This is a genomic window from Streptomyces sp. NPDC050856, from assembly GCF_040653855.1.
Classification (GTDB): domain Bacteria; phylum Actinomycetota; class Actinomycetes; order Streptomycetales; family Streptomycetaceae; genus Streptomyces.
On record NZ_JBFAGV010000004.1, the window covers coordinates 225,435 to 239,226 of the forward strand.

General features: G+C 75.8%; 14 protein-coding genes. 13 read left to right on the top strand and 1 reads right to left on the bottom strand.

The window, feature by feature from the left end; translation table 11 throughout:
- The first annotated feature begins 12 nt into the window (after positions 1–12).
- A complete protein-coding gene (locus AB0H53_RS05815) occupies positions 13–228 on the top strand; it encodes a DUF397 domain-containing protein (RefSeq protein ID WP_362107759.1) in 216 nt (71 codons plus the stop codon).
- Here the strand turns inward: AB0H53_RS05815 and AB0H53_RS05820 are convergent.
- Positions 221–1,369 carry an 8-amino-7-oxononanoate synthase gene (locus AB0H53_RS05820; RefSeq protein WP_362107762.1) on the bottom strand — a complete coding sequence of 383 codons (1,149 nt, stop codon included), beginning with the start codon at positions 1,367–1,369 and terminating at the stop codon, positions 221–223. The two genes, AB0H53_RS05815 and AB0H53_RS05820, sit on opposite strands and share 8 nt — an antisense overlap.
- 143 nt (positions 1,370–1,512) lie before the next feature.
- Between AB0H53_RS05820 and bioB the strand changes: the two genes are divergently transcribed.
- The 12 genes from bioB (at position 1,513) to AB0H53_RS05880 (ending at position 13,748) form a co-directional block, all read left to right on the top strand.
- The gene (gene bioB, locus AB0H53_RS05825; protein ID WP_362107765.1) at positions 1,513–2,664 is read left to right on the top strand and encodes a biotin synthase BioB; all 1,152 of its coding nucleotides are present in this window, start codon (positions 1,513–1,515) and stop codon (positions 2,662–2,664) included.
- Complete coding sequence (locus AB0H53_RS05830) at positions 2,657–3,949, top strand: adenosylmethionine--8-amino-7-oxononanoate transaminase (protein ID WP_362107768.1); 1,293 nt, start codon at positions 2,657–2,659, stop codon at positions 3,947–3,949. The genes bioB and AB0H53_RS05830 overlap by 8 nt, the downstream gene beginning before the upstream one ends.
- Before the next feature lies 1 nt (position 3,950).
- Positions 3,951–4,667, top strand: a complete 717-nt coding sequence (bioD, locus tag AB0H53_RS05835; protein WP_362107771.1) for a dethiobiotin synthase — start codon at positions 3,951–3,953, stop codon at positions 4,665–4,667.
- Positions 4,668–4,669: 2 nt separating this feature from the next.
- Positions 4,670–5,017, top strand: a complete 348-nt coding sequence (locus AB0H53_RS05840) for a VOC family protein (protein ID WP_362107774.1) — start codon at positions 4,670–4,672, stop codon at positions 5,015–5,017.
- Positions 5,018–5,116: 99 nt separating this feature from the next.
- The gene (locus AB0H53_RS05845; protein WP_362107776.1) at positions 5,117–5,821 is read left to right on the top strand and encodes a methyltransferase domain-containing protein; all 705 of its coding nucleotides are present in this window, start codon (positions 5,117–5,119) and stop codon (positions 5,819–5,821) included.
- 23 nt (positions 5,822–5,844) lie between these two features.
- Positions 5,845–8,244 carry a helix-turn-helix domain-containing protein gene (locus AB0H53_RS05850; protein ID WP_362107779.1) on the top strand — a complete coding sequence of 800 codons (2,400 nt, stop codon included), beginning with the start codon at positions 5,845–5,847 and terminating at the stop codon, positions 8,242–8,244.
- Between the two features lie 9 nt (positions 8,245–8,253).
- On the top strand, positions 8,254–8,811 hold the full coding sequence (locus tag AB0H53_RS05855) for an XRE family transcriptional regulator (RefSeq protein ID WP_362107781.1): 558 nt from the start codon (positions 8,254–8,256) through the stop codon (positions 8,809–8,811).
- A gap of 196 nt (positions 8,812–9,007) precedes the next feature.
- Positions 9,008–9,478, top strand: coding sequence for an MSMEG_6728 family protein (locus AB0H53_RS05860; protein ID WP_362107784.1), 471 nt, complete (start codon positions 9,008–9,010; stop codon positions 9,476–9,478).
- A gap of 429 nt (positions 9,479–9,907) precedes the next feature.
- The gene (locus AB0H53_RS05865; RefSeq protein WP_362107786.1) at positions 9,908–10,366 is read left to right on the top strand and encodes a GNAT family N-acetyltransferase; all 459 of its coding nucleotides are present in this window, start codon (positions 9,908–9,910) and stop codon (positions 10,364–10,366) included.
- Positions 10,367–10,522: 156 nt separating this feature from the next.
- A complete protein-coding gene (locus AB0H53_RS05870) occupies positions 10,523–11,863 on the top strand; it encodes a hemolysin family protein (RefSeq protein WP_362107789.1) in 1,341 nt (446 codons plus the stop codon).
- A complete protein-coding gene (locus AB0H53_RS05875) occupies positions 11,860–12,876 on the top strand; it encodes a hemolysin family protein (RefSeq protein ID WP_362107792.1) in 1,017 nt (338 codons plus the stop codon). The genes AB0H53_RS05870 and AB0H53_RS05875 overlap by 4 nt, the downstream gene beginning before the upstream one ends.
- A gap of 80 nt (positions 12,877–12,956) precedes the next feature.
- The gene (locus tag AB0H53_RS05880) at positions 12,957–13,748 is read left to right on the top strand and encodes an SGNH/GDSL hydrolase family protein (RefSeq protein ID WP_362107795.1); all 792 of its coding nucleotides are present in this window, start codon (positions 12,957–12,959) and stop codon (positions 13,746–13,748) included.
- The last annotated feature ends 44 nt before the right edge of the window (positions 13,749–13,792 follow it).

Below are 13,792 nucleotides of genomic sequence, written 5' to 3' on the forward strand. Positions count from 1 at the left end.
GAGGCACCCCACATGTCTGCTTACCTCGCACACCACGACGGCCTGCGATGGCGGCGCAGCAGCCGCAGCGTGGGCATGAACAACTGCGTCGAGGCCGCCCGCCTCGGCCCCGGACGGCTGGCCGTCCGGGACTCCAAGCACCTCACCGGCCCGCCGCTGCGGTTCTCCGCGGCGGCCTGGACCTCCTTCGTCTCCTCCCTGCGGGGCGGCCGGGAGCCGGTCAGCTGACCGGCGGCGCGGTCCGCAGGACGGTGGCGACCGCCGTCTCGATCTGAGCCCCGGTCAGGTCGGCGCGGGCCGTCAGCCGCAGCCGCGAGACGCCGTCCGGGACCGACGGCGGCCGGAAGCACCCGACCGCGAGCCCTTCGGCGCGGCAGTCGGCGGCCCAGCGCACCGCCTGCTCCGCCGACGGGGCGCGCACCGACACCACCGCCGCGTCCGGCCGTACGGCGGTCAGGCCCGCCGCCGTGAGCCGCCCGTGCAGGGTGGCGGCGACGGTACGGGCCCGCCCCGCCAGGTCCGGTTCCCGGCGCAGCAGCCGCAGGCCGGCCAGCGCCGCGCCCACCGCCGCCGGGGCCAGGCCGGTGTCGAAGATGAAGGTGCGGGCGGCGTTGACCAGGTGGTCGACGACCCGGGCCGGGCCGAGCACCGCTCCGCCCTGGCTGCCCAGGGACTTGGACAGGGTGAGCGTGGCGACCGTGTCCGCCGCGCCCGCGAGCCCGGCCGCGTGCACCGCGCCGCGACCGCCGTCGCCCAGGACGCCCAGGCCGTGGGCGTCGTCCACGACCAGTGCCGCGCCGTGCGCGCGGCAGGCCTCGGCCAGCCCGGCCAGCGGCGCGGCGTCTCCGTCCACCGAGAACACCGAGTCGGTGACCACCAGGGCGCGGCGCCCCGGGTGCGCGTCCAGCGTCTTGGTGACCGCCTCGGGGTCGGCGTGCGGCACGACCGCGGTCTCGGCGCGCGACAGCCGGCAGCCGTCCACGATGGAGGCGTGGTTGCCCGCGTCGGAGACGATCAGCGAGCCGGCGGCGCCGAGCGCGGTGAGGACGGCGAGGTTGGCCGCGTACCCGGAGGAGAACACCAGCGCCGCCTCGAAGCCGCAGAACTCCGCGAGTTCCCGCTCCAGCTCGGCGTGGAGCTCGGTGGTGCCGGTGACCAGCCGGGAGCCGGTGGCGCCCGCGCCCCAGCGCCGGGCCGCGTCGGCGGCGGCGGCGGTGACCTCCGGGTGCCGGGTCAGGCCCAGGTAGTCGTTGCTCGCCAGGTCCAGCAGATCCGGCTCGGCGGGGCGCGGGCGGAGCGTACGGACCAGGCCGGCGTCCGCGCGGCGGCGCGCCTCGGCGTCGGTCCAGTCGAATGGGGCCTGGGGCATGTCTCGGTCCCTTTTGTAGGCAGCGCACAGACCCTAGCCGGGAACGGGCGAGGTCAGAGTGTGGGCATGCACACACTCGCCGCGGGGCCTGTTGTGGGGTTCCTCCTTGGCCACGAGGGGCGGCGTAGGCCAGGATCGGCGCCATGGACCTGCTGAACACGCTGGTGGACAAGGGGCTTCGGCGCGAGCTGCCGACCCGTGAAGAAGCGCTCGCCGTGCTGGCGACCTCCGACGACGAGCTGCTCGATGTGGTGGCGGCGGCGGGCAAGGTGCGCCGTCAGTGGTTCGGGCGGCGGGTGAAACTCAACTACCTGGTCAACCTGAAGTCGGGCCTCTGCCCGGAGGACTGCTCGTACTGCTCGCAGCGGCTCGGCTCCAAGGCGGAGATCCTCAAGTACACCTGGCTGAAGCCCGAGGAGGCCTCCCGGGCGGCCGCGGCGGGTGTCGCGGGCGGGGCCAAGCGGGTGTGCCTGGTCGCCAGCGGCCGGGGGCCGACGGACCGCGACGTCGACCGGGTCTCGAAGACCATCGAGGCGATCAAGGAGGAGAACGAGGGCGTCGAGGTCTGCGCCTGCCTGGGGCTGCTCTCGGACGGCCAGGCGGAGCGGCTGCGGACGGCGGGGGCGGACGCGTACAACCACAACCTCAATACCTCCGAAGGGACATACGGGGACATCACCACCACCCACACCTACGCGGACCGGGTGGACACCGTGCAGAAGGCGCACGCCGCGGGGCTGTCGGCCTGCTCGGGGCTGATCGCGGGCATGGGCGAGAGCGACGAGGACCTGGTCGACGTGGTCTTCGCCCTGCGGGAGCTGGACCCGGACTCGGTGCCGGTGAACTTCCTCATCCCCTTCGAGGGCACACCGCTGGCCAAGGAGTGGCACCTCACCCCGCAGCGGGCGCTGCGCATCCTGGCGATGGTGCGGTTCGTCTGCCCGGACGTCGAGGTACGGCTGGCCGGCGGGCGCGAGGTGCACCTGCGGACGCTCCAGCCGCTCGCCCTGCACCTGGCCAACTCCATCTTCCTGGGCGACTACCTCACCAGTGAGGGGCAGGCCGGCCGGGCCGACCTGGAGATGATCGCGGACGCCGGTTTCGAGGTCGAGGGCACCGACACGACGACGCTGCCCGAGCACCGGGCCGAGGGCGCCTGCGGTCCGGGCGGCGGGTGCGGCTCCGTGTGCTCCGACGAGGAGCCGGCCGGCGCGGAAACCCCCGCCGCCGCCCGCACCGACCTGGTGGCGGTGCGCCGCCGGGGCGCCGGCACGGACCTGGCGCCCAATGCCTGAGCCGCTCTCCCCCGCCGAACTGCTGGCGCTCGACCGGGAGCACGTCTGGCACCCGTACGGTCCCATGCCGGGACGGGCGGAACCACTGGTGGTGGCGTCCGCCTCGGGTGTACGGCTGCGGCTGGCCGAACCGGTGCACGGGCGGCACGAGCTGGTCGACGGCATGTCGTCGTGGTGGTCGGCCGTGCACGGCTACAACCACCCGGTGCTCAACGAGGCGGTGCGCGGCCAGCTCGACCGGATGAGCCACGTGATGTTCGGCGGGCTCACCCATGAGCCCGCCGTGCGGCTGGCGTCCCGGCTGGTGGAGATCACCCCCGAGCCGCTGCGGCACGTCTTCCTCTCCGACTCCGGATCGGTGGCGGTCGAGGTCGCCATGAAGATGTGCCTGCAGTACTGGCGTTCGGTGGGACGGCCGGGCAAGCGGCGGCTGCTGACCTGGCGCGGCGGCTACCACGGGGACACCTGGCAGCCGATGTCGGTGTGCGACCCGGAGGGCGGGATGCACGAGCTGTGGTCCGGCGCCCTGCCCCGGCAGGTCTTCGCCGGACCGCCGCCCGCCGCGTACGAGGAGGGTTACGCGGAGGAACTGCGCGCCCTCGTCGCGCGGCACGCGGACGAGCTGGCCGCGGTGATCGTGGAGCCGGTGGTGCAGGGCGCGGGCGGGATGCGCTTCCACTCCCCCGAGTACCTGCGGGTGCTGCGCGAGGCGTGCGACGAGCACGACGTACTCCTGGTGTTCGACGAGATCGCCACCGGGTTCGGCCGCACGGGTGCGCTGTTCGCGGCGGAGCTCGCCGCCGTCTCCCCGGACGTGATGTGCCTGGGCAAGGCGCTGACCGGTGGTTACCTGTCGATGGCGGCGACCCTGTGCGTGCCGCGCGTGGCGGACGGGATCTCGCGCGGCGAGGTGCCGGTGCTGGCGCACGGCCCGACGTTCATGGGCAACCCGCTGGCGGCCGCGGTGGCCTGTGCCTCGATCGACCTGCTGCTGGGCCGGGACTGGCAGGGCGAGGTGAAACGGATCGAGGCCGCGCTGGCCGAAGGGCTCGCGCCGGCCGGGGAACTGCCGGGGGTGCGCGAGGTGCGGGTGCTGGGCGCCGTCGGGGTGGTGCAGCTGGACCACCCGGTGGACATGGCGGCCGCGACGGCGGCGGCGGTGCGCGAGGGGGTGTGGCTGCGGCCGTTCCGGGACCTGGTGTACGTGATGCCGCCGTACGTCACGGACGAGGAGGACCTGGCACGGATCGGCCGCGCGGTGTGCGCGGCGGCGAGGGAGGGCTGAGATGGCGGTACTGGTGGTCAGCGGTACCGGTACGGAGATCGGCAAGACCGTCGTCACCGCCGCGGTCGCCGCGGTGGCCCGGGCGGCGGGGCGGTCGGTCGCCGTGCTGAAACCCGCGCAGACCGGCGTGGGCCCCGGTGAGCGGGGCGACGCCGACGAGGTGGTGCGGCTGGCGGGCGGCGTGACGGCCGCCGAACTGGCCCGGTTCCCCGAGCCGCTGGCCCCGGACACGGCCGCCCGGCGCGCCGGCAAGGCCCCGGTGACACCGGACGCGGTGGCCGAGGCCGCCGGGAAGCTGGCCGCCGGGCACGACCTGGTCCTGGTCGAGGGCGCCGGCGGACTGCTGGTGCGCTACGACGAGGACGGCGGCACCCTCGCGGACGCGGCGCGGCTGCTGGGCGCCCCGGTGCTCGTCGTGGTGCCCGCCGGGCTCGGCACGCTCAACACGGCGGCGCTCACCGGCGAGGCCCTGCGGGCCCGGGGGCTGGACCAGGCCGGTGTGGTGATCGGCAGCTGGCCGGACGAACCCGGGCTGGCCGAGCGCTGCAACGTGGCGGACCTGCCCCGGGCGGCGGGCGCTCCGCTGCTGGGCGCGGTGCCCCGGGGGGCGGGAGCCCTGGCGCCCGCCGACTTCCGGGCGCGGGCGGCCACTTGGCTGGCGCCGCCGCTCGGCGGGGCGTGGGACGCCGAGGCGTTCGAGGCCGCCGTACGCTGGTGACCATGCGGACACGAGTGAACGAGATCGTCTTCGACTGCGCCGAGCCCGCCTCCCTCGCCCGGTTCTGGGCAGCGCTGCTGGGCGGCGACCCGGTGGACCGGAGCCCGGACTGGTCCTACGTCGAGCCGCCCGGTTTCGTCCGGGTCGCCTTCCAGCGCGTACCGGAGGGCAAGGCCGCGAAGAACCGGCTCCACCTGGACCTGGACGTCGACGCCGACATGGACGCGGCGTCGGCGGAGGCGGAGCGGCTGGGCGCGGTGCGGGTCGGTGGCGTCGTGACCGACCCGCACGGGGACTTCCAGGTGCTGCGCGACCCGGAGGGCAACGAATTCTGCCTCGTACGGGGCTGATCGGGGCTGATCGGTGCCGGCCGGGCCCGGGCGGACCCGGCACGGGGCGGACACGGTGGACAATGCCCGGGTCCGTCCCGCTCCCCGTGGAGGTCCGCGATGCCCGCGCGCAGTACCGGGAGCTCCCGGGACGCCGTCCGCCATCCGCTGTTCGCCCGCTTCTACGCCCGGGTCAGCGTGGCCGCCGAAACCCGGGGCGGGATGGCCGCGCACCGCCGGGATTTGCTGGCCGGGCTGTCCGGCCGGGTCGTCGAGATCGGCGCGGGCAACGGGCTGAACTTCGCGCACTACCCGTCGGCCGTCTCCGGGGTGGTGGCCCTGGAACCGGAGCGCCGGCTGCGCGGGGCGGCGCGGGAGGCGGCGCTGCGCGCGGGGGTCCCGGTGGACGTGGTGCCGGGTGTGGCCGAGGCGCTGCCGGCCGGGGACGGGGAGTTCGACGCGGCCGTCGCCTCCCTGGTGCTGTGCACGGTCCGGGACGTGCCGCGGGCGCTCGCGGAGGTGCGGCGCGTCCTGCGGCCGGGCGGTGAACTGCGGTTCCTGGAACACGGACGGGCGGCGGGGCGGGCCCTGGCCACCGCGCAGCGGGCGCTGGACCGTACGGTGTGGCCGCTGCTGTTCGGCGGCTGTCACACGGCACGTGACCCGCTGGCGGCGATCGGGGCGGCGGGGTTCGAACTCGTCACGTACCGGAGGCTGCGGGTGCCGGACACGGGTGTGCCACTGCCGTCGTCGCCGTGTGTCCTGGGCGTGGCACGGCGGCCGTGCGATCCGGGTTCGTCCGGAGGTGCGTCTGGGCTAGGGTGATCGTCACTGGAGGTGACGTGCCCGTGCCCGACGAGCAGGAGCAGCTGTTCGCAGCGGTCGACGCGCTGCTGGAGGCGGCGGCGCAGGACGCGCTGCCCGGCCCCGAGGAACGCAAACGGCTGCGCGAGGCCGCCGGACTGAGCCAGGAGCAGGTCGCCCACGCGCTGTCCGTGCGGCGTGAGACGGTCACCGGCTGGGAGTCCGGCCGCACGGACCCGCGCCCCCCGAAGCGCGCGGCCTACGCGCGGCTGCTCTCCGCCCTGGCGGAACGCCACCCCGCTCCGGCACCTGCCCCCAAGGTCGCGCCGCGCCCGCCGGTGCCCGCCCCGCAGGCGGCGCCCGCCCCGGACGAGGCCGCGCCGCGCCCGGCCGACGCCACGCCTCCCCCGCGCCCGGCGGAGCGCCCCGGCCCGCGGGCCGGGGAGCCGGCGCCACCGTGTTCCGGTCCCGCGCCGGGACCCGCACCGGCTCCGCGGGACGCGGCGCCGCACCCGGCGGTGCCGTGGCGCGGCGGGCGGCCGGGCGCGTGGCCCCCGGCCGCCGTGCCGCGTCCCGGGACGACGCCACCCGCCACCCGGGCCGTCACGGCGCCGGAGCCGGTACCGGCCGGGGACCGGGAGCCGCAGCGCCGGGCCGCGGCGGGCCGTCCGGGTGACGGTCGCCCGCGCGCCGGGGCCGGGGCCACCCGCCCGGCGGGCCGCCGTGCCGCGCCGGGCGCCGGCGCGCCGGCGCCCGCGACCGCCGAGGCCGGTGCACGGTTCGCGCACGGGCCGCTCGCCGTGCTGGACGGCGAGGGCAACGCGTACTGCCTCGGGGGGCTCGTCCTCGACTGCCCCGCCCGGGACATCCCCTCCCTCGTCGAATGGGCCCTCACCGAGGCCGCGCTCGGCGCGCCCCGGCTGCACCGCAACGGCAAGGACGCCGACCCGCTGGTCGTGCTCACCGAGGCCGCCGCCGTCCGGCTCGGGCTGCCCGCCGAGCTGGCGGACCGGCGCGGGCTCCGGCTGCCGGACGACCACCCGGTCGTGCGGCAGGTGACCCGGGCGAAGTGGCGGCTGACCCGGCGGGGTTTCGGGCCGTGGGCCAGGATCTACCGCCCGGCGGAGGAGGGCCGGCGCCGGTGCGTGCAGCTCGCCGTCCTGCCGTGGGGCGCGCTCGACGCGCGGGCCTGGGGAGCGGCGGCCGGGCTGCACCCGGCGGAGCTGGCCGATGTGCTCGGCTCCTACGCCACCCGCGTCATCACCCCGCGCGGTTCCACCGCCGTCTCCGGTCTGGAGCTGATGACGGCGCTGCGGCCGCCGACCCGGGCCGTGTGGGACGAGACGGCCGCCGCCTGGGTGCCGGCCCCCAACCCGGGCGCGCTGGCCGAGCCGGTGGACCCGGCACCGCCGGAGGCGCCGGACGAGCACCCCGTCGTCGCGGGGCTGTACCCGCGCGGCCACCGGCGCACGCCCGAGGAGGTCCTCGACGAGGAGGCCTACGACTGGATCCGGGATCCGGAGTCGCTGGACGACACCGAGTGCGCCCGGCCGTACGCGGTGGGCATCGACGTCAACATGGCGTTCGCGGCGGCGGCGAACCGGCTCACCGTGGGCCTGGGGGCGCCGGTCCATGTGAAGGCCCCGGTGTTCGACGCCAGGACGCCCGGCTGCTGGCTGGTGGACCTGTCGGCGGTCGAGCTGGACCCGCGCCTGCCGAGTCCCTTCACCCCGCACGGCGGCCGGCCCGAGGGCCCGGCCTGGTACGCCACGCCGACGGTCGCGTACGCCGTGGAGCTCGGGCACCGGGTACGGCCGGCCGAGGCGTACCTCCGGCCCGAGAACGGCCCCTACCTGGACGCCTGGTACACCCGGCTGCGCGACGCCTACCTGGCCACCATGGAGCGGCTCGGTGTCCGGGCCGGTATGCCGGAGCCGGAGTTCCTCGCCGCCATGGAGGCGCTGGCGCGGCACAAGACGGTGGACCCGGGGCAGGCCGCCGTACTGTCGGCGATCAAGTCGACGGTGAAGGGCGGCATCGGCAAGCTGCGCGAGCGCCCCCAGGGAGCGGGCTACCGCCCCGGTGAGCGGTGGCCCGCGCTCGACCGCCCCACCTGGCGGCCGGACATCCGGGCGGCGGTGATCTCCGCCGCCCGGGTCAACATGCACCGCAAGATGCTGCGGCTGGCGGCGGTGGGACTGTTCCCGGTCGCGGTGCTGTCCGACTGCGCGGTCTACCTGTCCGACGGCCCCGGCCCGCTGGACTTCCTGCCGCGTACGCCCGAGGGCAAGCCGCTGCCGGGCGGTTTCCGGCTTGGGGTGTCCCCCGGCATGGTCAAGCACGAGGGCACCCAGGACCTGATGTGGGCGGTCCGCCTGCTGGACGGGGGCCACAACCCCGCCCGCCACATCAAGGGCACCGACGCCGCCGCGGGCGGGGAGTAGGAACGCGCGATGGGCATCCTGGCCGACAGCCTCGACAAGGCGGAGTCGAACACGTTCACCCGGCCCATCCCCAGGTCGGCCGGGGCGCGGATGCGTTTCCTGGTCAGGAGCGAGAAGGGTTCCACCAGGGCGGTGGCGCGGCGCCTGGGCGTCTCCCAGCGCACCGTCGAGCGGTATCTGAAGGGCCAGATCAAGCATCCCCGGGCCGAACTCGCCGCCCGGCTGGAGGCCGAGGTGCGCAGGAGCTGGCAGCCGCGGGTGCGTCGGCGGGCCCGGGAGACGGCGGCCACCACCGGTGGCATCGTGATCGAGACCCGGGCCCGGTTCGGTTTCACCGCCGCCCCGGGCAGCACGGACGACAGCCGGCTGCGGCTGATCACCCAGCACCTGCCGCCCGCGTACGCGGCCCGGTTGTTCGAGGCGCGGACCGCCGGGGCCACCGAGCGGCAGCTCCGGGACATCGCGGCCGAGGGCCTGCAGGAGCAGTACTTCAAGGACCACGGCCGCCGGGCCGACGGCCTCCAGGTGGAGTTCACCGACATCGACTACGTCGAGTTCGACTTCTGAGGCCCGCCCGGTCCGGGCCGGCCTCCGGTCGGACAGGTGCCGGCGTCCGCGCGGGAGAGGTTGGTTTCGGCGCGGAACGCGGAATGTGTCCGTGCAGCACCGCCACCGTCCGGCCGCTTCCGGGCCCCGGCCCGGCACGGCCCCAGCGAGGAGATGACCATGTGCTTCGTCCGCTGTCCCAGGGCGACCGCCTGATATGCAGACCTTCCTGCCGTTCCCGGATTTCTCGGCGTCGGCGGCCGTGCTCGACACCCGCCGGCTGGGCAAGCAGCGGGTCGAGGCGCTGCAGGTGCTGCGCGGCCTGACCGTGCCCGGTTACGGCTGGGCCAGGCACCCCGCGGTCCGGATGTGGACCGGGTACGAGGAGGCGCTGGTGCGCTACGGCCTGGAGATGTGCGGGGTGTGGACCGCCGAGGGCCGCCGTGACACCTGCGCGACGACCATGCTGGCCGACTTCGCCGCGCACCACCCGGGCCGGGAGGTGCGCACCCAGGACCGGCTCGCCGCGGAGGGCGACCTGCCGCCGTGGCTGGGCGACCCCGGTTTCCACCGCAGTCACCAGTCGGCGCTGGTGCGCAAGGACCCCGGCTTCTACCGGCCCCGCTTCCCCGCGGTGCCGGACGACCTGCCGTACCTGTGGCCGGCGTCCGACCGCGACGCCCGCTAGAGGGCGTCCGGTAGGCCCCGGCGGCGCCCGTACCGGGAAGTCGCGGCCCGTTCGGCGGGTGTCGCCGCCGCGCGGTCGCCATGGCCCGGTTCCGCGACGACGGCGCGCACCTCCGGTCACCCCTCGCCACCGGCCGGCCGGGCGCACCGACGCCCCGCTGCCGCGCGCCCGGGCGGTCGCGGGCGGCTCGGCCGGTGGCCCCGCCGTGGGGACGTTCCCGGGGCCACGGCCACACCGCGACGCCGCGCGCCGGAGTGCCGGCGCGCGGGTGGTGACCGGACTACTCGGGCGCCCACGGGGCAGGGACTCTGTCGGTGAAGGAGGGGCCATGACAAGACCGGAGCCGGTACGGCCGGCCGGGCACCGGGCCGCCGCGGCGGCCCCCGGGCCCGTGCCGGCGCGCTCAGGGACGGCTGGGAGCACGGGCCCGTGAACGATCTTCGTGTCCGGGCCGCCGCGCCGGGAGGCCACGACGCCGTCCCGGCCTCCCGGAGGACCGGCGCCGAGGGCACCGGCATCAGCGACGACCGCGACGGAGCGGAACGGCTGGTCGCTCGCGACCAGGAGGCGCTGATCCGCCCGTTGGGCGGCACCGCCCGGCCGGACGGCCGGATCCGTCGGCGGGCCCAGCGGGGTCCGACGGGTGGCGCCGCCACCCGTACCGGCCGGCGGTCTCCCCCGGGCCCCGGCGGCGTGCCGCTCGCGGCGCCCGGGGAGCGGTCCGTCCGGCCGGGCGGACCGCGCGGGGACGCGGTGGTCCCCGGCCGCGACGAGCTCGCCGAGCACCCTGGGCGGGCCGCGGGCTACGCGCCCGAGCCGAGGTGGTCCCGCCGGGTGGAGCCGCCGGCCGACACCGCCGGCGCGCGGAACCCGCCGCCGGACCACTGACACCGGCCGCGCCCGCCGTTTTGCCGGTCCTTTACCATGAGTGCATCATTCGTCCTCCGTTGAAAGGTGTGAGCGTCCGCCCATGGGCGAGCCTCCCAGTAGCCGACATCGCGCGATCCTCCCCTCCCGGGCAGACCATGGGACGGAGGTGAACCGATGATTGAAGTGCTCCTGCTCGTCGTGGCACTGCTGCTCTGCCTCGCCTGCGGCGCGTTCGTCGCGGCGGAGTTCTCCCTCACCACCATCGAGCGCGGCGACCTGGAACGGGCCGTGGAGCGGGGCGAGCGCGGAGCGGCGGGCGCCCTGAAGGCCGTACGCTCCCTCACCTTCCAGCTCTCCGGCGCGCAACTCGGCATCACCGTCACCAACCTCATCGTCGGCATGCTCTCCGAGCCGGCGATCGCCAAGCTGCTCCGCGGCCCGCTGCGGGACGTCGGCATGCCCGACTCGGTCGCCTCGTCGGTGGCCCTGGTCATCGGCACGGCCCTGTCCACCGTGGTCCTGATGGTGGTCGGCGAGCTGGTCCCCAAGAACTGGGCCATCTCCTCCCCGCTCGGGGTCGCGAAGGTCGTGGCCACCCCGCAGCGGTTCTTCACCGCCGCCTTCAAGCCCCTGATCAGCCACCTCAACAACACCGCCAACCGGCTGGTGCGCCGGCTCGGCATGGAGCCGGCCGAGGAGCTGGCCTCCGCGCGCAGCCCGCAGGAACTGGTCGCGCTGGCCCGCCACTCGGCGCGTGAGGGCGCCCTGGAGGCCGACACGGCCGAGCTGTTCGTGCGCACCCTCACCCTGGCCGAGCTGACCGCGGAGAACGTGATGACCCCGCGCGTCCAGGTCATCGCGCTGGAGGCGCAGGCCACCGCCGAGGACGTCGCCAACGCCACCCGCGCCACCGGCCTGTCCCGCTTCCCCGTCTACCGGGGCGGCCTGGACACGGTCGTGGGCACCGCGCACATCAAGGACGTGCTCGCGGTACCCGCCTCGCTGCGGCGCCTGAAGCCGGTCTCCGAGATGCTGCGCGAGCCGCTGTTCGTCCCGGAGACCCTGACCGTGGACCGGCTCCTGGACCGGCTGTCCGGCAAGTCGGCCATGGCCGTGGTCATCGACGAGTACGGCGGCACGGCCGGTGTCGTGACGCTGGAGGACATCGTGGAGGAGGTCGTCGGCGAGGTGCGCGACGAGCACGACCCGCACGAGACGCCCGACCTCGCGCGGGCCGGTGAGGACGCCGACGGCCGGCCCCTGTGGTCGGCGGACGGGGCCGCCAGGACCGACCAGCTCCAGACGCTGGGCATGCGCGTGCCGGACGGCCCGTACGAGACCCTGGCCGGCCTGGTCGCCACCGAACTGGGCCGGATCCCGGCGGTCGGCGACAGCGTGGAGCTGGCCGGCTGGCGGCTCGACGTGGTGGACGCCTCCGGGCGCCGGGCCGCGCGGGTCCTGATGCACGCGCCGCCGCCCGGCGCGCGGGACGACGAAGAGGAGGCCGGCCGGTGACCGCGATCCAGTTGCTGATCGGTCTGCTGACGCTGGTCGTCAACGCCTTCTTCGTCGGCGCCGAGTTCGCCATGATCTCGGTGCGCCGCAGCCAGATCGAGCCCGCGGCGGAGGCCGGGGACCGGCGCGCCCGCAGCGTCATCTGGGGTCTGGAGCACGTCTCGGCGCTGCTCGCGGCCGCTCAGCTCGGCATCACGCTGTCGACCCTGGTGCTCGGCGTCGTCGCCGAGCCCGCCATCGCCCACCTGCTGGAGCCGGCCTTCGACGCGGTCGGCGTGCCGCACGGGCTGGTGCACCCGATCTCGTTCGTGATCGCGCTCGCCGTGGCGACCTACCTGCACATGCTGCTCGGCGAGATGGTGCCGAAGAACATCGCACTGGCCGAGCCGACGCGGACCGCGCTGCTGCTCGGTCCGCCGCTGGTCGCGCTGGCCCGGGCGCTGCGTCCGGTGATCTTCACGGTCAACGCCTTCGCCAACAGCCTGCTGAAACTGATGCGGGTGGAGGCCAAGAGCGAGGTGTCGGCGACCTTCTCGGACGACGAGCTCGCCCGGATGGTGACGGACGCGGGCCACGCCGGCCTGCTGGACGACCGGGCCGCCGAGCGGCTGCGTGACGCGCTGGAGCTGGGGCGCCGGCCGGTGCGGGACGTGGTGATGCCGCTGGAGCGGGTGGTGCACGCCCGGGTCGGCACCACCCCGGAGGAGCTGGAGGCGCTGTCCGCCGAGTCCGGGTTCTCCCGCTTCCCGGTGGTCGACTCCACCGGCCGCATCCTGGGCTACCTGCACGTCAAGGACGCCCTGGACGCGACACCGAGGGACGTGCCGTTCCCGGTGTCGGCGATGCGGCCGATCGCCCGGGTGCGGGCGGCGACCCCGCTGGACGACGTCCTGACGGCGATGCGGCGCAGCCGCACCCACCTGGCGGCGGTGCTGGACGACAACGGCAAGCTGGCCGGCCTGGTCACGATGGAGGACATCCTGCGCCAGCTGGTGGGCCGCCCGGTGGTCTGACCCGCCCTCCGGCGACCCCGCCGGGCCGGGCTCCGGGCGGGTGCCCGGCCCGGCGGGGCTCACGGTACGATCACTCCGCCATGGAGATGAATGCCACCTACAACAGTTTTGTCGCGCTGGGCGACAGCTTCACCGAGGGCATGTCGGACCTGCTGCCCGACGGGTCCTACCGGGGGTGGGCCGATCGGCTGGCGGCCCGCCTCGCCGCACGCACACCCGGCTTCCGGTACGCCAACCTCGCCGTGCGCGGGAAGCTGATCGGGCAGATCGTGGACGAGCAGGTGGACCTCGCGGCGGCCATGGAGGCGGATGTCGTCACACTGGTCGGCGGGCTCAACGACACCCTGCGGCCCGCGTGCGACATGGGGCGGGTGCGCGGGCTGCTGGAGGAGGCGGTGGAGCGGCTCGCCCCCTCGTGCGGACAGCTGGTGCTGATGCGCAGCCCCGGCCGCCGGGGCCCGGTCATGGAGCGGTTCCGGCCGCGCATGGAGGAACTGTTCCGGTACGTGGACGAGCTCGCGGACCGGCACGGCGCGCTGGTGGTCGACCTGTACGGGGCCCCGGTGATGGGCGACCCCCGGCTGTGGGACCTGGACCGGCTGCATCTGACCGGCGAGGGGCACCGGCGGGTGGCGGAGGCCGTGTGGCAGGCGCTGGGGCTGCCGGCCGAGGAGGACTGGCGGGCACCCCTGGGTTCCACCGTTCCGGAGCGCTGGCTCACCCGGCGGGTGAGCGACGCCCGCTTCGCGCGGCAGCACCTGGGGCCGTGGGTGGCGCGGCGGCTGACCGGGCGCTCGTCGGGAGACGGCCGGCCGGCGAAGCGGCCGCAGCTGCTGCCCTACCAGGACTCCCGCGACTCCTCGCTCTCGTAGCGAGCCACAACCGGGACCGTGGCGCCGACCTGCAGAAACCGCCA